Origin of the sequence: Prevotella sp. MGM2 (assembly GCF_002933955.1) — a bacterium.
In the GTDB taxonomy this organism is placed as follows: Bacteria; Bacteroidota; Bacteroidia; order Bacteroidales; family Bacteroidaceae; genus Alloprevotella.
The window spans coordinates 23,039-46,385 of record NZ_BEWW01000291.1 but is presented as its reverse complement, the minus strand read 5'-3'; the positions used below and the strand labels follow the sequence as shown (position 1 = coordinate 46,385).

The 23,347-nt window shown below is 41.6% G+C and carries 15 protein-coding genes; all 15 read left to right on the top strand.

Annotated features, from left to right (window positions below):
* Window positions 1-2 precede the first annotated feature (2 nt).
* Window positions 3-1,118, top strand: coding sequence for a DUF6046 domain-containing protein (locus C5S62_RS09590; protein ID WP_104405162.1), 1,116 nt, complete (start codon window positions 3-5; stop codon window positions 1,116-1,118).
* A 4-nt stretch (window positions 1,119-1,122) separates the two neighbouring features.
* Window positions 1,123-2,613, top strand: coding sequence for a hypothetical protein (locus C5S62_RS09585; protein WP_133159559.1), 1,491 nt, complete (start codon window positions 1,123-1,125; stop codon window positions 2,611-2,613).
* Window positions 2,614-2,618: 5 nt separating this feature from the next.
* Window positions 2,619-3,611 (top strand): hypothetical protein, encoded by a 993-nt coding sequence (locus tag C5S62_RS09580; RefSeq protein WP_104405160.1) that lies wholly within the window; start codon window positions 2,619-2,621, stop codon window positions 3,609-3,611.
* Between the two features lie 2 nt (window positions 3,612-3,613).
* A complete protein-coding gene (locus C5S62_RS09575) occupies window positions 3,614-5,449 on the top strand; it encodes a hypothetical protein (RefSeq protein WP_104405159.1) in 1,836 nt (611 codons plus the stop codon).
* Window positions 5,449-7,977 carry a hypothetical protein gene (locus tag C5S62_RS09570; protein WP_104405158.1) on the top strand — a complete coding sequence of 843 codons (2,529 nt, stop codon included), beginning with the start codon at window positions 5,449-5,451 and terminating at the stop codon, window positions 7,975-7,977. Before C5S62_RS09575 ends, C5S62_RS09570 begins: the two co-directional genes overlap by 1 nt.
* Window positions 7,978-7,981: 4 nt before the next feature.
* Window positions 7,982-8,203, top strand: coding sequence for a hypothetical protein (locus tag C5S62_RS09565; protein WP_104405157.1), 222 nt, complete (start codon window positions 7,982-7,984; stop codon window positions 8,201-8,203).
* A gap of 197 nt (window positions 8,204-8,400) precedes the next feature.
* Window positions 8,401-14,961: a DUF1566 domain-containing protein gene (locus tag C5S62_RS09555; RefSeq protein WP_104405155.1), complete on the top strand. Its 6,561-nt coding sequence runs from the start codon at window positions 8,401-8,403 to the stop codon at window positions 14,959-14,961.
* 59 nt (window positions 14,962-15,020) lie between these two features.
* Window positions 15,021-15,536, top strand: coding sequence for a hypothetical protein (locus tag C5S62_RS09550; protein WP_104405154.1), 516 nt, complete (start codon window positions 15,021-15,023; stop codon window positions 15,534-15,536).
* Entirely contained in the window at window positions 15,523-17,004 is a 1,482-nt protein-coding gene (locus C5S62_RS09545) for an RNA-directed DNA polymerase (protein WP_104405153.1), read from the top strand. Before C5S62_RS09550 ends, C5S62_RS09545 begins: the two co-directional genes overlap by 14 nt.
* Before the next feature lie 11 nt (window positions 17,005-17,015).
* The gene (locus tag C5S62_RS09540; protein ID WP_104405152.1) at window positions 17,016-17,669 is read left to right on the top strand and encodes a DUF4376 domain-containing protein; all 654 of its coding nucleotides are present in this window, start codon (window positions 17,016-17,018) and stop codon (window positions 17,667-17,669) included.
* 62 nt (window positions 17,670-17,731) lie between these two features.
* On the top strand, window positions 17,732-20,347 hold the full coding sequence (locus C5S62_RS13930) for a hypothetical protein (protein WP_223301208.1): 2,616 nt from the start codon (window positions 17,732-17,734) through the stop codon (window positions 20,345-20,347).
* Window positions 20,347-21,027: a hypothetical protein gene (locus C5S62_RS09530; protein WP_104405151.1), complete on the top strand. Its 681-nt coding sequence runs from the start codon at window positions 20,347-20,349 to the stop codon at window positions 21,025-21,027. The genes C5S62_RS13930 and C5S62_RS09530 overlap by 1 nt, the downstream gene beginning before the upstream one ends.
* A gap of 3 nt (window positions 21,028-21,030) precedes the next feature.
* Window positions 21,031-21,933 carry a hypothetical protein gene (locus C5S62_RS09525; protein WP_104405150.1) on the top strand — a complete coding sequence of 301 codons (903 nt, stop codon included), beginning with the start codon at window positions 21,031-21,033 and terminating at the stop codon, window positions 21,931-21,933.
* Window positions 21,914-22,822, top strand: coding sequence for a hypothetical protein (locus tag C5S62_RS09520; RefSeq protein WP_104405149.1), 909 nt, complete (start codon window positions 21,914-21,916; stop codon window positions 22,820-22,822). The genes C5S62_RS09525 and C5S62_RS09520 overlap by 20 nt, the downstream gene beginning before the upstream one ends.
* Window positions 22,819-23,346: a hypothetical protein gene (locus C5S62_RS09515; RefSeq protein ID WP_104405148.1), complete on the top strand. Its 528-nt coding sequence runs from the start codon at window positions 22,819-22,821 to the stop codon at window positions 23,344-23,346. The genes C5S62_RS09520 and C5S62_RS09515 overlap by 4 nt, the downstream gene beginning before the upstream one ends.
* Window position 23,347 lies beyond the last annotated feature (1 nt).

Here is a 23,347-nt window from a genome sequence, read left to right as displayed (position 1 = left end):
GTATGGGTTACTTTAATAGTGTATGGTCTAACCTTGTGTTTAACGCAGGAAATGCAACCTCTGAATTAGTAAGCAGCCTTAACTGGCGCTATCAAAAAACTCAGGGCGGTATTCAATATGTTTCCAGATCTGCGTATAAAAGTGCTTTGGTTCATGTAGCCAAGCAACTTGCCATGTCAACCTTGGAAGGAGAATTAAATAGCCTCCTTCCAAGGTATGAAAGATATGCTCGTGATAAGATGAGAGACGCGATGCGTGTTCAACAAGAGGCTAATCGTAAAGTGCTTATCAATAATGGCAAGAAGTCCACTGAGGACTTTGGCTTTATTGTATGCGAGGGCGGGCATAAACTTATTGCCAAGACCAAGTATGGTACTCCAGTCCCCGAAGCTCTGATATTGTCTTTTGATGATCAAGAAAAGGTACATTATGATGATGTGCTTTGGGATGAAAATACCGTGGAGTCTTATACAATCAAGAAGAAGAGTACGCTGGAAAAACTTTGGAATCCTGGAAATGAGATTGAACACAATCTCCAGTCTTCTAAGGCCGATCCTTTTGACACAAAGACGGTCTTTCATATCGACCTGGCTCCCAAAGTGTCGATGAATAGCAGTAAAAACGTAATCTTGACTCAAGTACAAGGTCGAGATTTCACTCGTAAAGAGTTGGTTTCTGGTGGTGATTTGACATATAACATAAGTGGCTCTATTGTATCAAATGATGAAGGTGTGTACCCGACCGAAGCAGTGAAACGCTTTGTGAAAATTATGCAATACAATGGAATTGTGAACGTGAATTTTATCACATTCGGATTGCTTGGCGTTACTCGTATCATCATCAAGGATTTTTCACTGGATACAATCGAATACAAAAACATCCAGCCTTACAGTTTTACGTGTGTTGCGGTTGAGCCTGATGATGCAATTACTATCCAGGCTGACACAATTGCTGCAATCAACAAAGACCTTGCAGAATCTCAATGGGACACTTGGTACAAGGCTATTCTTGATAACAAATTAGCTCAAATGGCTGTTAAGACAACTTTGAATGTAGCTACAAGTGCAGCGACTTCTTCTGCTGGAGCCGGACTTGATGAATTACTTCCTAATATATAGTGACATGGCAGATTTCGATACAAACAAACAGCCGGGTTATCACATTCTTATTTCTTTGATTGAGGTGTGGACTCCGAAAGACAAGAAAAAACCCAATGGTGAGATTAGTGGGGACGTGATGCGTATCTGTGAAGTTGAAGAAGTGCAAATTGAAGAATCATTTAAGAAACTGATTGGCACTGCTTCAGTACGTTTTCCTCGTGGTACTATTATTCGCAAGACCATTACAGCCAGAACTGCCGAAGAAGAAAAAGATTTTCAGAAAATTAGTGTTAATCTATCAAATAGCGGCGTGGTTGAAGAAACTCGTACTGAAACCTCCGTGGCATCTGTTGATACATTCAAAATAGGCCAGCGTATTAAAATTTATCTGGGTTACACTACAGACCCACTGGTTGCAGAAATGGCCAAAACGGGGAATACTGGCAAAACAATTTATAATGATAATGACACGTATCAAGAGTATCTGTCGAATTTCAAAAATACTGGCCCGGACTCAAAAAAATATATGAGTTTGATGTTTGATGGGTACATCACCAAGGTTAGTTTGGACACTCCTATTGAACTGGAGTGCGAGAACCTTGCCAGTTATCTAAAGACAATTACTTGCCCGAAGGTTAAATTGAAGAAATGTGAGGTAAAAGATTTTCTTGGTGACAAAGGGCGATATAAGATGCTTCAGGACACCGGATTGATTTTACACCCAGACACCGCAGGAATGGATTTTGACTTGGGAGCAGTAGAACTGAGCACCGAGCTAACTGTTGCGGATGTATTGACAGAATGGGCTAAGTATGGTATGTTCTGTTATGTTAGTGATTACAATGGTCAGCCAGCTATTCAAATAGGACGGGCATATTTTTCAAATCCAGGGAGAGATTCATTATTGAACGCAACAACGGTTCCCGGTATTGTACCTATCCATTTCGACTATCATGTTGCGGACAATGGACTGACCTTGACTTCCTCTGATAAGGATTTCTTAGCTGTTAAGGCAAAAGGCATATCATCCGATGATAAGTTTATTAACATTACAATATTGAGAAATACCAAGTACGACCCAGGTAAACCAGAGTCTAAGAGTAATTCTCGTTATCGCTATGTTAATGAAACAAAATTGAGCAAGAAGGCTTTGAAGGCAGGAAAACGGTATTTGACAGATGCCCCTAACGATAAGGTTGATATGAAGCTCTATACTCAGATTGCTTTCGTGTCAAAAAAAATTCCGACAACCGTTGAGAAATTGGCAGAAGAGGCAATTAAGTATTTTGAAGGTTACAATATGACTGGAATAGAGGGGGCGCTCACGTTATTTGGTGACTTGCATATTCGGACCGCCCAACAAGTTCAGTTAATTGACAACAGATACCCCGGAAAGAATGGTATCTATTTAGTTGAGGAAGTTACTACAACTTTCGGTACAAAGGATGGATTCCGTCAAAAAATTACATTGCCGTATTGCATTAAGAGAGAAGGCAACAACGACAAGAAATAATAATTATGAGTAACAATACAAAAAAACATTTGACAGACCATTCATCTAATGAGATGATACGCGAGGCTATACGCGCTATAGCTTTGAAAGGTGTTGTCAATAGTCAAACAGGTGCTGTCCGAGGTACATCTAAAGTTACTGGTTATGTTGCTAAGATACATTCCGATGAAAGTGATGAGTTATTTGGGACAATAGACGTACAGGAATATGCAGACTGGTCAATTGCAGAATCTGATGACGCTAAAATAGGCTACCATGAAGGTGTTTTACTGACCGCCATTCAGAAGGACAATCAAGGTTATATCATTATTCCTAAGCTGTATTCAGATGTCCTTGTCAGCAAAGACCCTGAAACCAATAATGAGTATGTCACGATGTTCTCTCACGTGGACCTCATCCAGCTCGATTCCCATGAAAAAATCATGGTGGGTGTGCGTGAGCGTGAGGAATATAAACCGGATGACGAAGATGCCCCAGATATACATGAGCTGGAGCTTACAGGCATACAGACAACCACCGAATACACCAAAGATTCAGCTAAGACTATTGCTGTTACCGATGAAAATGCAGAACATGTGGCAACGCAAGTCATAGGAAATGACCCTGATGATGGCTTGGAAATCAAGCATGATGTTTCAGGAAAATCGACATCTACTATGACCGAAGATGACATAGTGTTGGAGCACGATAAAGCTAATGTCACTCTGGACGGCTCTCAGGCAAAAATGGAGATGGGTAAGTCTGCTGTGATAGCTGAAGACGGTACTGTGTATGTCGGCAGCAAAAGTGGTACTGATGATGCCGTTTTGGGTCAACAGCTTGCTACAATCCTATCAGATTTGGTCGGCTATCTTGGCCAAATGATGACTCCGACAATGATGGGGCCGCAACCGCCGGCCAACGTCCTTGCGAGTTTTATTGCATTGAAGGCAAAAATCCAATCGTTTGCTTCCAGTCATAGTGGATTCTTAACAAAGAAAGTTCAAATTCAAAAATAGTTATGGCAGACGCACAACTTAATTTTAACGAGGAAGAACTTGATAAAAAAAGTGACCTGTATCATTTATATGATAGGCTTTATCAGGGGATGGTAAAAGCAAATGAGATTGATCCTCCGGCTTTCCCATCTTCTGATGATTTGCTCGTATTAGACGGAGAAGGCAATCCTGTTTTTGATTCCAATGGAGAGCCGGTGCTTGACCAAGAGAAAAAGGCAGAAGTAGATAAAGTCGCATCCGGCTATTCTACAATTCTGATGAAAAATTCGGCATACCTCTTTGCCAATTCTATTTTGTCCGTTTTGAGCGGAGGTGGAAGTAGTGGCGAAGGCGGCGATACCACAGGTTTTGTATCTCGTGGAGGCGACTCTATGAAGGGCGCATTGTCTGCATGGTACGGGTTCGATGCCGGTGTCAATGGCCAGAAAATCTTTGAAGTATCTATTGATGCGGATGAGAAGAAATGGGCTATTGTGCATGGTGGGTTGCAAGTTAAGGGCGATGCCAGCATTACAGGAACATTAGACTTTGGCGATGGGATTTCATTTGGTGGTAATAAGTCCATTTATTTGGATAACAATGCTCTTGTCATAGAACGGCAAAGCATATCAATGAAAGGCGACATCGAAATTGACGGCACCTTCAAATTGGGCGATGTCCTTATCAATAAGGATGGCATTTTCTGGGACAAGTATGAGTTCTATCATTCGGGAAACTCGAATAAATCCGATGTGGACTGGACTATGAAAGATGCCAATGTGTATGGCAATCTGTCAGTCAAAGGTAATGCTTCAGTAGAGGGCGCTCTTGCCGTAAATGATGGCTTTTCTTTGGGGGCATTAAAGAAACAACTCCTTTATTCTGAAAAGATAGACCAAATAGCAGAGGATGGCAGCGTTACTTCGATAGCTTGTACCGTACTTGATTCCGATTTGCGTATCATCAACGGGCATGGAATTAAATTCGACGAAGATTATATTATCAATGTACGCAATAACCAAGTGGTATCGTTTTCAGCTCCCGGAATGATAATGAACTTGGGTGATAGTGACAATGGCAAACAAACCAGTAAAATATCCCTACAGGCTGATATTTGGGATTATTCCAACAATTTTAAGCTTGTTTCAAAAGAAGGTGCTGGAAACTTTGTGAATGGGTTGAGGGCGCAGTGCGCTGTGAATGGGTCTTCTGTACTGGAAACATTTCGCACAGACGCAGATAATTTAGGCGTTTTGTTTCCCAAGCAGATTCGCTTTGGCACTACCGAGGGGCCGGCGATTTATCAAGACCCCGTTACTGGCAAACTGAACATCCAGATACCCCATATTAACGGTGAAGCAGAAGGACATCCGATTGAACAATTAAAGTTTGATACATTCTTTGCTCAGACCACTTCTCCTTTTAGAAACAAGGTATTAGACTGGTCTGCTACACTCCATTTTAATACTGATGGGGAATTTTTCGCCTTCGACAAACCGGTGGAAGCGGATTATTTTGCAATAAAAAGCGAGCAATATCACACCAGACTGATTGAAGATGCTCTATTCTTTGATGACGGAAAGTTCATAGAAGGTGTAGTTGACGGTCTTCGATATTCTGGCAACGGCTACTTTGACGGCAGTGTTTCATCGCCCAGTTTTGCGAGTGGCTTTGCGGGTTATGGATGGGCAGTCAAAGATGAAGTAACAAATGGAGGCTTTCACGCCACCTTCGATTCTCTCACGGTTCGTAAGAAAATGAGAGTTTATGAGCTTGAAGTCCAAAAAATATCATGTACCAACGGGTCTTTTTGGGTCAGTGATTCTTGCTCAGGAGACGAAGTAATAGCGTTAGAGTAATGGCAGCACCGGTCAAACTGGGAAAATACCAAATACTGATAGCCCCGGATTCAAAGAAGGTTCAGGGTTTACGAACAGGTGATATTGTGCGTCGTCAATATTTTGATGGTGCCAATATCATCTATTCGCTTATGTGCGTATTGTCGTATGGCACGACAAAGCGGTTCTCCACTGAGGCGCAATACGATTCTAATGGAGAGCCCATATTCAATGCAGATGGCACTATACTCACTCAAAATGTTGAACGAGACGTGCCTTATTTTATTGGGGCTCTGTTGGAAGGAGATGCGCCTAAAACTAACGAGCTGCTTGACTTTGCCAGAATTACCAATCTTTTCGACTCAGACCGGTCCGGTGCCTTGTATCTTACAGCATCGGATGATAAAGCTCCGTTCATGGATGTCATTGATGGTCTTGGCCGAAACAAGAGTATATGCTGGCCGGAAAATATTGCCAGTGAAGCGTTTGAAGACCCACGCTCGCAATACATTGTAAAAGGAAGTGGTCTAACCGCACTTTTCAAAGGGAACGATAGTGACCAAAATCGTATCGTGCGTTTAACTCGTAGTACAGCAACGACAGGATTCTGTGGGTTAAGCCAAGAATTTTATGAACTGGTTGCAGCCCAGAAGCGAGTGCTTGTTTCTTATAAGGCCAGAGCCAATAAAGCAGTAACTGTTAATGCTGAGATTGGGTATTCGGTTGCTAATGTAAAGGATGCAGAATGGACTGAAGATTTTGCCGAAGATTGGCATTATCACTTTCAGGCTATCAATGTTCTTAATTCAGGACGACACCTTCGTACATTCAGGCTGGATTTTCAGAGTTTGGGGGTAAATGATTGGGTAGAGATTGCTGATTTCAACATTATATTATTGGATAGCATCTCTAATTTTGGCAGCGCCACTGCTATGCGTATCGGTAAACTTGAAGGAGTGAACGATCCAGTGTTTGGCACTCTTACTGGGTATGGTGCGTATATCCAAAAATTGTATGCTTCCCAGACCGCTCATATTTCAGGTACATTGACTGCCGGAGATGAAAATGGCTTTGCTTCCACATTCTATGCAGGTAAAATACATCGTAACTGTTTTAGAAATTCATGTGATGTTAATTTTCTGAGCAGTATTACTATTGACAACGACACGCTTTTGAACCCAACTGGTATGGGTAACGTGTACAAAACAATGAACTCCAGTGAACTGATAATGTTTGCTCAAAGCAGAGAGTGGCTGAATACCCATGCAAAGGAGCGATATTGTTTTTCATTCTGGGGATATGCTGGAAAACCGTGTCAGATTGGCATCAAACAAAACGGGAAAGTCATTGGCGCACTTCAAATAGCATCAGATCAATGCCATGAGTGGCGTAGGCTTCATGTGTTCTTTGATTTACTGATTCCTGAAAAAGATACGGACGACTTGTTGCTTAGTCTGATTCCTACATTCACCAGCTCAATATATCAGTCTGTTGCCGGTAGTCTTAATCCTGATGAGCAAGTATTATACGTTACCGCACCTCAATTAGAAACTGGAGAGTATTGCACGCAATACCAGCCAACTGATGATATTTTGGATGAAACCAATGACTATGGCGCATGGTTTTCGCGTGGTGGTATTGGAGGTACTATCCAAAATCCATTGCTTCGATTGAATTATGATGGAACCGGTGCTATTGACACTCGTACCAATTCATTCAGACTGAATCAGGATGGCTCTGGTCATTTGGCTAATGAGAATATCAAATGGGACCATAATGGAAAAGTCACGTTTGGTAAAGATGTAACACTTAATTGGGATAATTTATCTGATGATGCGCAGGATGAGATGGCAAATCGTTATATGCGTATTCTCGGACAAGACACCTTTACTATCATCGGACAAGCGGATTCTACAAACGGTAAAACGTGTAGCCCATCATCCATTGTGATGTCGTTGGAGGAGGTTGGCTTTGCTTCATCGTCCAGCCAGCGTCAATGGTATCTGTTAATCGGAGACGAATGGATTGCAATACCTGGTGCAAACGGCAATACACTGGAGGTGTTTCCTGATTCTTGCTATTGGTATGGTTATGTTACTACACCGCCGGCCACTGATGAGAATGGCGCCCCTATCACATATCATGGCGAGAGTCGTGTGTCATTCAAATGCGAAATCAAATTGAATGATTCCAGAACATACACCGATACATTCAATATCATTAAGCAGTATGTTCAAGGATATACGGTGCAAATTACTTCATCTAAGGGTAATGCCTTTCAGAATGGGGTATGCGCAACCGTATTAACTGCTACTGTATATTATCAAGGTCAGCCGGTCAATTTGGAATATGCGTTGGAGCATTTTACGTTTACTTGGCACCGTTATAATGTCAATGACTTAAATACAGACCTTGGATTTGAGGATTTGGATGTTACGGATGGCAACAATGTACTAACGCTAAATTACGAAATGGACGGTTCTGATCTTTTTGTATGCGAGATTGGACTGGCAGATCATTTCGATTATTCATTCCCTATAATTTTCTGATAATATGGCTATAGAGAAACTGACAATAGGTACTAAGACTGCTAACCAAGGAGTTAATGCCAGTGGAAAACTTACAGCTGCTGAGTTTAATAAATTGGTTGAGAAAGTAAACGAAATGATTGCATCGGTAAATTCCACTGTGTACATCACGCAAGAAGAATATGATGCTCTGTTGGAAAACAACCAGATTATTGATACTGTCGAATATAACATTTTTGAAGAATGATTATCAGAAACAAGTTAGAATTATCAGCCCGGTATTATGGCCGTCGTGCTATATCTGCAACCTATAAAGGCACTCGCCTGATATGGGAAGCCGTTAGCAACTGCTTAGCCGGTGGATGGTGGCAACATGGGCATGGCTGGGATTATGGAACCGGCTGGGGTGCAAATCGCAAATAGTATATTTTAATAATAATTTCTATGGCAAAGAATACTGTAATTCGCAAAACTTTGACCTCGCTAAAGGAACCTTGGTGCAATAAAGAACTGAGAGAAAGCGTGGACATTGAAGACATTGAAACCTTTCTGAAGAGCCAGCTCGGTTCTAAGATAGGCTATCCAGTCATTCCACAAACTAAAGATACCGATGGTTATTATCATTTTTGGGGGTTTGCGGACAAGGCTGCTTATGATGATTATATGACCGATCCTGATTCTAATGCGGATTTGAGATTGGCTAATATAGCGATTCCGCTACTTGAAGAACAAGGTGGAATCAGCAATATCGTTAAGCTGACCAGAATCTCTTCAGGTTCGATTGTGACCAGTAAGCCAATTGCAAGTGTAGAAGTATCTTATCTGTGGCAGCAGTACAATCCTATCACTCAGGAAACAACGGACCAAGATGAAGATGCAACCATTGTTGTGTCTTGTCGTACACAGAACTCAAATGGAGCATGGGGTTCATGGGATTCCAGCAAGGAGTTTACTGTGAATATCCAATCCGGTCAGACCAAAGTGATTGATCTGAGTAAGCTCTTGACATCTGATGCTACATATCAGGTGCGCTTGGTTGCGACTGGTGAAACCAGTGGAATTTCTGCCAGTCCTGTTACAATGACAATCGTGTATTCTAATGTTGCTGCAAACTACGAAGGCTCTATTGCAACTGCTTATCAAGGCGCGAGTGTACAGTTACCCTTCCGTATTTCCGGTAGTGTACAGAAGCAGCTTCGTATTAAAATTAACGGTTACACGAAAAACTATACACTGGGCACCGCCACTTATATCGATAACACTTATGGTGCAGTTCTTAGTCAGGCTGAGTTTACGTTAGTGCGTGGGGCAGTAAAGGCAGAGGCATGGATTGCTTTTGGTGAGGGCTATACCGCAGAGACAGAACATCAAGAGTTCCAATTTATCTATATTCCAGAAGGAGATACTTCGACAACACCTATTCTGGCAGTTACGGATATTATGGAAGAGTTTCAGAACTGGACTCGTGTTACCATATTCCGCTATGCTATTTACAATCCGGCCCAAAGCGAAACCAAATTGAATATAACTCTGCAAGATAGAGATACAGGTCAAGCATATATTCAAAAGAGCCAGGTGTGTGTTAATGGTGAGGAATATGCCTTTGATGAGAACTTCTCTATGGAGTATGAAGGCGAGGAACAACCGAATATAATTCATGCTCAGGCTGTGTTTACCAATGCAGCAGGCGTAACATTTGGTAACAATATCAATTTTACTGTTGATAATTCAGAAAACTTTGCGCCTACTAAGGGGGCGAATGTTGTAATTTCAGCAGAAAAGCAAAGCATTGTTATTGATGAGGTCGAGTATGAGTTGAGTGACTTGTTGTCTAATCCGAAAGACACTAATACAGGTTGGCTTAGTAATCTGGAATCAGATTCTACCGGAGCGCAAGTTAATGTCCCGATTCTTAGTATTGGTGCCGGCAATCGTTTGACTGTACCGTATGAATTGTTTAATGAGAATACTGGTCAGAATATTAACGGTGTAGAGGGATCCATTACTATTGAGTTTGACCTTAAAGCCAAGAATATTGTGGGTGACGCGCCTATTATTGACGCCTCAGCCCCTTTCAGCCAGGCTTATACAGGATTGAAATTTTATCCTACGCGTGTAGTTTGCTTGAGTCGTAATAATTTTACGGAAGATATTTGCGATGCTCACTACCAAGAGGAAGTTCGTGAACATATTGCAATTAACATTATTCGTAATTTGCGTGGTGAGGGTATGAACCTTGTTCGTATCTATGTCAACGGTAAGTCTAATCGTTCATTCATCTATACTGATGAGGATAGATTCACTCCTATTGGCGTGGCCGGCGCACAGAATATTGTGATTGGTTCAGATGAAGCTGACATTGATATTTATGGTGTTCGCATTTACAAAGGGCAGCAGCTTGGTTCGACTCAGATTCAGAATGACTACATGGCTGGGATGCCAACCATTGAAGATAAAAAATTGTTCAAGCGTTTCAATTCAATTTTTAATGGTACGGAGATTGGTTATGATTTGTGTAATGCTATGGGACTCAACACAATTCTTCGTCGTATTCCAGAAGGCGGTCATTACCCTTCTCGCGAAAATCAAAGCAAGCAGAAGAATGTAGCTGTTGATGTCCGTATTTACACTGAACGTGGCAATGCAGAAAGTCTTGACACTAAGCACTCAGGCACGTTTACAGGCATGACTGATAAGGGGCAGGGAACTTCTGCTAAGGGGTATTATTGGTGGAATATTTCTGATGGTTTTGAAGATGATAAAGAGATTTCTGCTGATGAATATAATGCTAATGATCCGACTCACTATACAGAGGATGGGAAATACTATAAAAAAATATCGTATTTCAATTCACTGGATGGGGTAAGTCAAGTGTATGCTTCCAAATACGAGTTGGAAGAGGGTCGTGGCGGTATCACCAAATTGGTTGGTAAGTGCAACTATGCTTCTCCGATGCAAAGCCATAAGCTTGGCGCGATTTGGGCTTATGATGAGCTTTGGCAGTCGCTTGTTAATAATGGGAGTGATGGCCGTCCGGTACTTCAGAACACTCATGCTTGTTGTTACGAAAAGCCGTTCCTTGCTTTTTATCAAATAGGTAATGGTAATCCTGTGTTTTGTGGTTTCCAGACTTGGGGTAGCGGTAAAGGCGATAAGAAAACATTTGGTTACGATAAAAAGAAAAGCCCGGACTATCTCTGTGTTTCTGGAGCCGATAATGGTGCTATTGCAGCACTTTTCCAAATGCCTTGGATTGTCAGCAAAAACACACAGGGTGCATGGGAAGGTAATATCTATGCCAAGAGCGTAACTATAAATACCGGTGATATTAAAAACGGCTACTGTTATAAGAGCGGTAATAGTGATACACTTGCTTTTGAAGTTGAGATTGGTTCCAAATATGATGGTGGAGAAACAGATAAGGGCGTACTACGCATTGAGGATGAGGCAAAGGGGGGTACAGAAAACACCCTCTATACTCATTTTGCAGACTTTGCTAATTTTGTTTTTGCATGTTCGCCTTTGTTGAAGCCTTATGCCGGCACTGAAGCTCAATTGATTGCGGATAGTGACAATTTGGTTCGTGACCATCAGTATTGGATTTTCAATTCTGGTTCAGACCGCTTTAATGTGTATTACTTTAACCCCGCAACCGCTAAGTTTGAGAAGATTGTCAAGGTTCCTACAGCGTGGGGAAGCGATGGCCGTGCATATACTTACGGCAGTCCTAAACTTACAGAACAACTTGCTGGGGTCGTCATCAGTGTTGATACGGTTGATGGCAAGCAAAATATGACACTTGAAGAGGCAATGAATACTTTAGGGACATCAAATATGGATGTGCTTAATGACATTTTCTCTAAGGCTCGTGTCGCATATTTTGCTGCTCACGCTTCTGCGTACCTCGACATTACTGATATTGTATTTCATCAGTCATTTGTCAAACTGGAGGCTTGCACGGATAACCGTACCAAGAACGTATATCCGTGGATTGATCCGGCAATTGACAAATTGGTTCGTTGGAAGCAGGACGACCTTGATACTATCAAGAAGACCGATAACCAAGGTCGTCAAACTAAGCCGTATTATGCGTTGGAACATACTAAAGATGCCAATGGCAGCAACTATTGGAATGGTGAGAACAACATTCTCTTTACTCTTATTGAGCGTGCATATCCGGATCGTATGCGTAATATGATGCGTGACATCTTCACCCTCATGGCTCAAATTGCTGGAAGTGTAGAAGAATATATGCAGAAGCGTTATTATTGGGTTCAAGAATATTTCCCAGCTGTGGCATATAATGAAACGAGCCGAGTGCTTTACGAAGTTGCTCAGGTGAAGTTGATGAGTGGGCTTATCGATGTGAGTCAAGACCCAATCACACAGGCTGTAGGAGACCAGTTGGAGTGCGAGAAGCAGTTTATGAATCAGCGTTTACCGATGCTAATGTCATGGTGTGAGTATGAGACAGGTGGTGATGGCACCCTCAGTTTCCGTTCCGTGAATAACCAGCAGGGACAGTCACCCACATACGACATAGAATACACCGCTTACCAGTATATTTATCCGAAGTTGGCGATTGGTGGCAGCATGGCAGCATTGTATGCCAAAAAAGATGGAGAGTGGGTTAATCAAGGTAGCGAGCCTTACCTCTGTGCTCCTGGAGAGACTGTACGCTTCATTGTCAACACTGACTCCAATACTCAGTTTACACTGCGCTGGATGCACTATGCTAAGAGTATTGGTAATCTTGGTGCGCTTCCATGCGGAGAAGATGGTAATGTAAATATAACCGGAAGACGACTGAGAAAATTAGAGTGTTGGTCAGCAAACGGAGTTCCAATAGAATTTCATCCACGAGGAATCGTCATATCAAATTGTCGTAACCTTGAAGAAATAGATTTCACTCATGCGTCAGCGTTCTCTGGTACATTCTCTGCGGATTTGCCACGCCTACAATCGTTGTTACTGAGCGGTTCATCATACACCAGTGTAACACTCCCTAAAACATCAACACTGACTGAAGTGGAGTTGCCGGGCACTGTCAACGCTATTACTGTTGATGGTCAGCCTAATCTTGCAAGTATGCTGGTTGAAGGAATGGAAAACCTGCGGACACTGCGTATTATCGGGGAACATCAGATTCAGCAACAGACACAATCACTTATACAACTTGCTTATACACAAGCTAAAAATCTCAATCTTGTTGAGATTGATAATGTATTATGGACAGGGTTTGCTGTAGATGCTATGATGTGGTTGCAGCAATTAGAAGCCAATTTGACTGGTAGTATTAGCTTGAGTGGTAATTTGTCATTCGATAATAAATTGGCATTGGCAAATACTTATGGGAACATTGACGATGCTGCCAATAAGTTGTTTATCAATTACACAAAGCGTGCCATTAACAGTATTTCTGTTAATGGTCCAACGTACATAGCTGAAACAGGAATATACCAGTATAAATTGGTATGCTCTCCTTCTACCGGTAATGATGTCGCTCTCAAAGATGGGAAACTGGCTATCAAATGGGGCATTGATGATAGCGCTAAGCCTTATGGTACTTTTGTTGACCCCGCAAATGGTATTTTACAAGTAGTCAAATTAGATGAGAGTGGTACGGACATGCGCTATTTGGCGCAGTGTGAGCTTACAAAAACTACTGGCACTATCTTAACCGCAGAGTTTCAGGTTGGATTCTATCGGCGAGTACCTAAAATTGGAGACTTTGCTTATGCAGACGGTACATTCGATGATCAATACATGAAAGATAAGACATTGGTTGGTATTGTTTATAAACTTGACGAAATGTGGCAAGGCGACAATGAAGCAGAGCCTACTATTTTTACTGGTTATAATAAGCCGACAGAATCTTTTAAGGAAACAAGGAAACTTGTGGGTTATCAAATTAGTGTTGACGCTAAAGAAAATATTCCATTCAAAAGCGAAAGTGGTTTCATCAATGCTGGAAGTTCCGTTTGGGGGCTTTATCCGAGTAGTGATACAAACGGACATGGTAGCATACAAAGTGAAATTAGTGCGGCTACTGGTATCTCCAGTATTTTCGATTTGCCAGGTATTGTCAATATTACAACCCGTGGCTTGACAGGTGGACCTAATAATGACTATCAGACAATCGGCAACTATCTTGACATCAACGAAGATGATGGGTTCAAAGATTATTCTGAAGCATCAGGCTGTGTAGTTGATTGGCAGGGAAAACAAAAAACGCAAGCAATTGTACGCCATGCGAATCAAATCATCAACGCATATTTGCTTTCAGATGAAAATGAGTCTGTAGGTATTTATTTTACCGATGATGATGGTAATGAACATCAATTGTCTGGTATTCCAACTACAGTGAAGGAGTTAGCCAACGCAATGGAAATACTTCATAAAGCCAATAATAACTTAACGAAATACCAACAGTTTCTCTATCCAGCAGGATATGGATGTTATCTCTATCAGCCTACAGTGAAGGAAGGAGAGCAACTTGATCCTCAATATGCTTCTGGGAACTGGTATTTACCGGCTTGTGGCGAATTGTATCGCCAGTATAGTTTCTTTGCGAAATCCAGAACTGGAGGTATGAATGAGACCTATCAAGAAGGCCAAGGCACCAGCCCGGCTAAGAGTGTAATTGACGATATGATTTTAGCGGCAATCAATTCTTCGGAGCCCAATGAAATTAAATCTAATGTCAATCCATCACACGTGGAATATGGCAATTACACTGGGCTTGAGATAGCTGCTATCAATCGATATTTCCATTCATTAGTGGAAGCTGAGAAGCCAATCTACTCAATGATTCTATGGAGGGCTTTGGTTGCTAACGGTGCATCTCCGTTCACCCAGCACAGCACAGGCTACCACTGGTCATCCACTGAGTACAGTGCCGGCAACTCGTGGAACGTGAGCTTCGGCAGTGGTGGCAGCTACAACGGCCACAAGTACGGCACTATCGTGGTTCGCCCTGCTGTAGCCTATCAGTTTTTTCTTTAATCTTCCTGGCGAGCTGCTTAAAGCAGCTCGCCTATAACCGTTAAATAAAACTAAAAAATATGGATATAAATGGAAAATCTATGACTTATGAGGAAGTGTGTGACTTGTTTGATAGTTCGCCTTTTAGCGAACCTGATGACTCTGTTGTGCTTTCCAATGATGAAATAAATCGTGCCCGTCGCAATAAAAGAGAAGCCCGTAAGAAGGCTACTGGATTTCAGAATACACCTATTTACAGGTCATTGCACGCTTCTATGAGGCTTATCATAGAGATTGTGCAATTGATGCCCAAGAAAACTGTAAAAGTATCTGACATCTTACTCCAAAATTTTACGGATATGATTCGCTGGACTGCGGCAGCATATAATCATCAAGATGATTTTCTTAAACAAAATGCACTTGAAGAAGCTATTTCTTTAATGAGTGTGATTAAAATTACGCTCAATTGTATGTCCGGTCTCGTTAGCGCTACGAAGCACAAGCAGCTTATTGCGTCCTTTGACGCAGTGATACGTCAACTTGTAGCATGGCGTGGCTCACTAATACAAAGCCAGGGTTCCGATGACGAAGCCTAATAGCTGTAACATCGGAAGAGAGCTTAGAGCTTTGCTCGGATATGGGCGGCTGACTCCGTTTCATGGTACGAACTATGTTCGGAGTTACGAAGCTGCACAGCCGCATATAAACAGCACAGGCAACCACTGGTCATCCACTGAGTACAGTGCCAACAACTCGTGGAACGTGAACTTCAACAGTGGTAACAGCAACAACAACAACAAGTACAACACTAACGTGGTTCGCCCTGCTGTAGCTCATCCGACAAAGGCTTGGCTTCGATTAAGGGAATCTTTACAGGAAGCGTATGAAGACTGCTGTCGAGGCAAGACTTCCAGTCAACAATTCCAAGATTACATTCCCATCGCTAACGAAGACTTGGACTTACTTACAACGGAACTGATAGAGAGAACCTACAAGCCAGGGACCTCTACCTGTTTCCTTGTAAGATTTCCTAAACTTCGAGAAGTATTTGCAGCAGCCTTCAGAGACCGTATCATTCATCACTGGATTTGTATGCGGTTGGTGCCTCATTTTGAAGAACTCAATGAAAATATCGGTAATGTAACTCATAACTGTCGAGTTGGGTTTGGGACTAAATCGGCAGTTGATGGGGTGTTTGAAGCAATCAAAGAAGTCACCTTCGATTATGGTATGGAGGCCTACTTGTTCAGAGGAGACTTGGTAGGCTTTTTCATGTCATTACCCCAGCGCCGTATGTGCGATAATTTGATTGATTTTGCACAAGACGAATATCATGGTGATTTCAAGAATCTTCTGATATGGCTACTGGATGTGGTTGTGATGCACCGTCCTGAATTGAACTGTGTATTTAATTCAGACCCAAAAGATTGGGCTGGATTGGCTCATAACAAATCATTGTTCCGGACTGGAGAGGGGCGTGGTGCCCCAATCGGGAATCTTACCACTCAATTATTTGCCAATTTCTTTATGGCCGATTTCGATGCCTTTATGGTGGATTGCGTGAAAAAACTGAGAGCAAGAGGCATCAGGGCTGCTTATCATCGTTTTGTGGATGATTTCATCTTGGTTTGCAATGATAAAGAAGCATTGAAGTGGTTGATACATGCTGCTGAAATTAAGATAAAATCTATGGACTTGGTAATCCATAAGGACAAACGATATTTCCAGCCGGCCAGTCATGGAGTGCTATTTGTTGGCACATATATCAAGAATGGCCGATTGTATTTGAGTAACAGAACTATTGGGCGATTCACTAATAAAGCCAAGGAAATTGCTGAATTTATGAAACAACCAGCAAAAGAAATTACTTCAGCTGACCTTGACCATATTCTTGCGACCCTCAACTCATATCTGGGTTTCTGTAAATATCGGCAAATTTATCGAATCCGTCGTAAAGCCATGCAACCGCTTATTTACTCCCAAGAGTTTAAGAGGTATTTCAAAATCGACAGAAATGTCTCTAAAGTTACCTTGAGGAAACAATGGAAGACTATTATTAGATAGAAGAATATATTATGAAACAGATTTGCAAATTCAATACACGACCGGCCACTATCAATAATGGCGGGCATAAAAAGGGACACTGGATAGTGTGGCTCAATCTTCAGGTATCAGAAATGAAGCAACTGACAGAAAATCAGGATGAGCACTTTCAGGCTATCACGGAACGATTGGTGTTGGCCGACCGTTCTATATCTGCATTTCTTGATGCCGTAGATTCAGCTCATATCGCGGAGGCGACCACTGAAGAACTGGAATCAATTTTGCGATTCTTCCAGTCCGAAAATGACGTTGAGGCATGGAAAGCGATTCGGAAAATGCAGATACAAGGTTATGACAATAGCGAAAAGGTCAATCTCTTTTATTTTGACGGTCTTGCCCTTTGGCTTGATAAGGCAACCAGAGTTGGGTTGGTCAATTCTATAACCATTGAGAAGAAGGCCAAGCGTAGCACTACTTGTTTATGGTTTGGAAGCCATAGTGTCAATGTAAATGTTGATGTTGCTCTGGAAATCTTGTCGCAGCTTGAATTGTATGCACATGAATGTTATAATGTTACCGCACAGCATTTGGCGCAAATAGATAAATGTAGTACAGTTGAAGCTCTTAGGGCATTTGATGTTTGCGCTGATTACCCTGAAATTCTTCAGCTTAAAAATGCAGAATAAAGCTTGGTTTTGACACCATGCCATGAGCGTTTTGACTATTCTTCATAAAGACTTAAAGTACAATGGGCACAATAGCAAAAGGAGAAATCACACTTAGTCCGGTGAACGATGCTTATACAGTATTGCTCACTCCGTCTTCGTGTTCTATTTCTGCTGATTTTGATGGCTCAAACCCCAATCTAACCAATGCAAAAGGCACTATTACGGTTAAACGTGGAACCAAAATAGTGCCATTCAAAGTACGTCAAGTTGTATATTCTTCTGCTGGAATTTCCGTAAGTTGGTCATTTCAAGAGGTTACAACGCTGCCCTTTGCGATAACTAAACTCGCTAATACTATTTTAGACGGTTATGTGAAATTCCAAATTACCACACAAGACGGTTTCAATTATACAACCGAAGTACAATTCTCTTTCAATGTAGTACGTGAATCGACCATGCTTGATTGGATTCAGGATTGGGAGGGCACTAAAACCAAAGTTGGTGGCACCTATATAATGACCCCCAAGCTGTTCGTTGGTAAGAAAGAGGCCGTTCTTGACACTTCTGGCACTCAGCCAACATGGAAAGAAGGAGCATTGACAGGCGTGTACATCGGCCCAGATTTGCTTGCTTCAGGTGAGAGCAGCAATGGTATTTATGGTTATCTAAAAAGCCAAGAAATCTTTCATCTAAATGGAGATGGGGGAATGATTGGTGGATGGAGTATTGACTCTTATGGTATCTCCAGCAAAGAAGGTAGGCTTCAAATTCTCAGCAATGGTGTAATTCGCGCTATCAATGCAGAAGGAGACGCTATATGGAGTATCGGAGAAAACGGTGAAGCCAGTTTTGCGATGGAGAATGTGAGATTTTATGCAAACGGTGACGCCGAGTTCAAAGGGAAAATCACATCTCAGGAAGGCTCTATAGGTGGATGGACCATTGAAGAGGGGCGTATTTATAATATTCCTATTGGAATATCTGCTGCCCGGAAATATATTGCTATTGCAAACGTGAGCAAACTTGAACCCGACAGTGAATGGGGAGATGACCATTGGGGGTGGATGCGTGGATATGGCGGCGCCGCATTATATTATAGCTCCAGCAATAATTTTGGCTTTGTAGCGTATGGAACAGGTGGGGATAATTTAGTTTTTTCCGCTGGTTCTACCAATTGTATTGCCGGCTGGAACTTCGATACAGAAGCAATTTGGTCTGGTGATAAGAATAATACTATTAAGGGATATGCTACGAATGGCATAACAATTGGCTCTAATGGTTTGCGTGGTATCAAATGGTATATTGACGCAAATGGAGACGTGTCGTTTATGGGAGGCAAAATCACATTCTCTGCTGCTGACAATGGCGGTGAGATTGTGGGGTGGAAACTTAATGAAAGCCGCTTCTCTACGGATAAGATAACTCTTGTGTCAGATGACGCAAACACTGGGCTATATATGTCTGCTGCGGCAAATTCCCAGTTCAATTCCAGGTCTGCTGCATCATTGGAAAACTTTATAGATTCCTATGGTGGCATTTACTTGAAGGTTAAAGCTGATAGTGCGGACCTTGCTGCATACGATTTGAATGGCAAACGCATTTTCAAGATTAAAAGTAATGGTGTCAGTCATATTGCCGGCTGGAACTTCGATCACGCGACCCTCTACACTGGTACTGCTGCAACTTCTGGATATACAAACACTGGAGAAATCACTCTTGGTCCTACAGGATTGCGTGGCTATAAGTGGCGTTTTGAGAACGATGGTTCTGGCGCATTGGCTGGTGGTAAGATCAATTGGGATGCGGACGGCAATCTTAATGTTGATGCTAAGATTAGCGCAAACAATATTACTGCTGGCACTATATCTACTGCATCTATTCAATGTGAAGGAAAATGGGCTTTACTTACAGACGGATCAGGATATTTAGCATCCAACCATCTATTTTGGGATGATAATGGTAATCTAACCGTAGAAGGAAAGATTGTTGCGACATCTGGTAGTATTGCAGGGTTCAAAATTTCATCTGGATGTATTGGGGTAGAGAGCTCCAGTGATTCAGAGCCTAGATCTAATTCACAAGCAAGTTGGGCTGCCCTTACAATTTATAAAGATTTCTTTAAGGTTGGAGGAGCTAAAGGATATGTCATGTTTGGTAATGATGTCATTCCGAGCTCCGCAGGTGGCGCTTTCACGGCAGTTGGCCGTATTGTCAATAATGCTCCTAATACTTTTGGGTATTATGGATTTGATCAAGCCAATTACGGTTTGCTGATCAATGTGACCGGTGGTACGAAAAACTATGGCATAGAATCAAACGCAGCTTTGAAAGCTCCTGCATTTATTAACACAAAAGCTAAAATGCTTACTTTTGGGAGTGGATCCTATACTGTTGATTTCTCGCAATATAATATTATTTTAATGTATTACAATCAGCCGGATTATAGCGGTGCAGAAGTAACTCTCCCAACGGAATCATCCGTGGCTAAACAATTTGGTCTAAGCACTCTTCCAGATGACTTTGCTACTATAGTGACTTTTAGAGTAAGATCTGGTTCAAAGAAGATCATATTGAAAGGAATTTATAATCACAATGAAGGAGTGCAAGATTACGAAATGGCTTCTGGAGATTCTATAACAGTGTTGATTAGCAAAATTGATGGTTTCAGATACCAAATACTAAATCATTCAAGCTAATGCGTAGAGATATAGAAATACATATTATAACTGGTGATGTTGCCATCAGCCCCCAGAATAAAATCAAATTGAGAGAGTTTAGGTGGGTTGATGAGCCTGCATTGCTATCTCGCTATATTTATGGTGAGATAGATGTGCCATACACATTGAGTGAGCGTACAATTTTGAATAAGGGGGTATGCTTTGTGATTCCATATACTCCCAGGTACAAAGAATTTATGCTTCGAGTTCGCCGTGTAAATGAAGATGGCTCATTTGTCTATGTCACCAACGATGTAGATGGTTCCCAGTGGTTTATCGTTAAGTCACAAGTATATGGCGCCACATTAAGAAATGTATTTGCATCAGAGTTGCCTTCTATATCGGAAAATGGATTCTTCATCATGCTCAAAGATGGCATCGCTCAATTATATGCCAGCAGTCAATCCGATTTTAATATCATCAAGGCTGGACGACAGAACGCAAACTGCCTTCTTGCTTGTTTCCCTGGTGGCAACTATCGTTACCCATTGACAGGAGTTGGCCTTGCTCGATGGATTAACTCAAATAATGTGACATCAACCAGTCTGACCAAAGTACTTCAGGATGAATTTGGTGCAGACGGCGTAACGATTCGTAATGCCGCCTACAATTATGAGACCAAGCAAATGGAGTTGGACGCAAAAGATTTGGAGGGTTAAACTATGGGCATATATACAGTAAAACCGAACCAGAATTTGTTTGATGTAGCCCTGCATTTGTATGGCAGCATCGAAGGACTATTTGACCTTCTCATTAGTAACCCGGAACTCAATATGACTTCAGACCTTGTGTATGGTCAAGAACTTATATACCATGAAGATTTTGTATTGAATGAATCAATTGTGAGCGAGTTCAAAAAACAAAATATCACCCCCTCATCTGGAGCACGTAAAGTCTATTTCAAACGTCCTGGTGAAGATTTGATATTTCTTGTAGGAGTCAATGCGAATATGGTCTTCACTTCCTTCAAAGTTGCGGGAGAAGGTACAGTGATTATTGATTGGGGAGATAATACGGAATTGGAACATGTACAATTATCCGTAGTTGTACAATCTATTGAACATTATTTTGATAATGAGACAGAAAAGAGACGCATCCGCATTTATGGAGACACACAAACGCTAAAATTCACTCAGCTCGATACAACAGGGTTAGGTGGAGCTTTGATTCTTTGTAAACCTGTTGTTGTTGATGAATATGCTTGCACTAATCGTGGGTATTTATTGGTAGGATTATCTATGTTTGAGGGCACATATAAGATAGACCTTCGTTCGACTACTATTGACAGTCTGCTACCGATAGGTGACATGAGCCTTCAAGAACTTGACTTGACGGGTGTTCGTTTTCTACATGATAACACTGTGGACGATTATCTTGAATATATTGTGACTCATCATGCCGATCGTCGGCCTTGCACTATATGGCTGACAACCGAACCTTCAGAAAGAGGATATGCAGCTATCAATACAATTCTAAATGAGCCGGAGTGGAACATTTCAGACACATGGAAATTTTATATTAACAATCAATTATATCAACCTGACAATGGCACGAACACTAAGTGAAATATATGCTGAGGCAAAAGATAGCCGCAACCAGTATCTTGAGCTCACAGAGTTCGAGAATAGCTCTAAAATGTCTATAATTGACGCATTTACATGGGTTACATCGGCGTGCATTTGGACGTTTGAAAATGTCTTGGATGTATTCAAGATTGATCTGGCGAAGGACCTTCAGAATCGAATCAATGGCACTCCGGCATACTTTGCCAATGCTCTATTGAAATATCAATCTGGCGATGAACTGGTGATGAATGAAGATGGAACAGCTTTTTCTTACCCTAATATTGACGCCTCTAAGCGTGTTATTACGAAAGTGGCGTATTTTGAGGAGGAAGAGGTTGGATTCCATGATAAGCTGGTTCGTTTCAAGATAGCGACAGGAAAGCCCGGAGCCTATGCTCGTATTGAGGAAGACGAGTTGATTTCAATCCGGGCCTATCTCAATCAAATATTGTTTGCCGGCCAACATGCTAAAGTGGTTAGTCGCATTGGTGATGTATTGATACCACGGGTAGTTGTGTATTACGATGGTGCTGTGACCGAAGATGAGATATATCAAGCTATTGAAGATGCCCTCAATGAATATATCGCTAATATCGAGTTTAATGGTTTGGTGTATGCTCAGAAAGTAATTGACAGCATCCAGAGTGTTGAACACGTTACTGATGTGTCTGTTTCTTCAGACGATACTGACCATCAAGGCATATTTGTTGCCAAGTATGACGACGATAATCATCTTATCAAAGATGAAAATGGCAATGTCCAGACTAAAATTGGACGCTACTACATCCCTAATTCTGGCTATATCAAGCAGAGCTCTTGCGCCGATGAGGAAGTGAATATTCCTTTGTGGCGTGATACAATAATTCTTAAACTGGAAGATAACGTATGAGGTACTTTATCAACTTCGACAAAACGATAAATCAGCTTGTGCCTTACTATATAGGAGGACGCAAACTGATTCTGTATCTGCAAGCATTGATGTCCCCGTTACGGCATGTCAATGATGGCTTTGTAGAATATGCCAAAGAAACGAGAATCGAAGCTGCTATGACCTCTCAGATTTTTAAGTTTGAATGGTACCTTAATCGTAAATTCAAAAAGTATTTTGCGAATGGTGGGCGAATTGCGATTAAAAACTCTGAAGCATTAGGCACTCCGATTTATCACGAATCAGCCAACATTGATGTGGAGCAAAATATATTAGTGTACCACGACAAAGAGGCTGGTGTTACTCGCCAATTGATTCTATATCGTAGTGATGAGCAGACAGAAGAAAGCTCTGTTAGTTTTATCGTTACGACACCCCAAATTGATACGAAGCTTATTACAGAGCAAAAATATGTCGCAATGCTGAAATATGTCATAGACAGGTATCGGCTTGCAAATAAAACTTATATCATCAAATACGATTGAA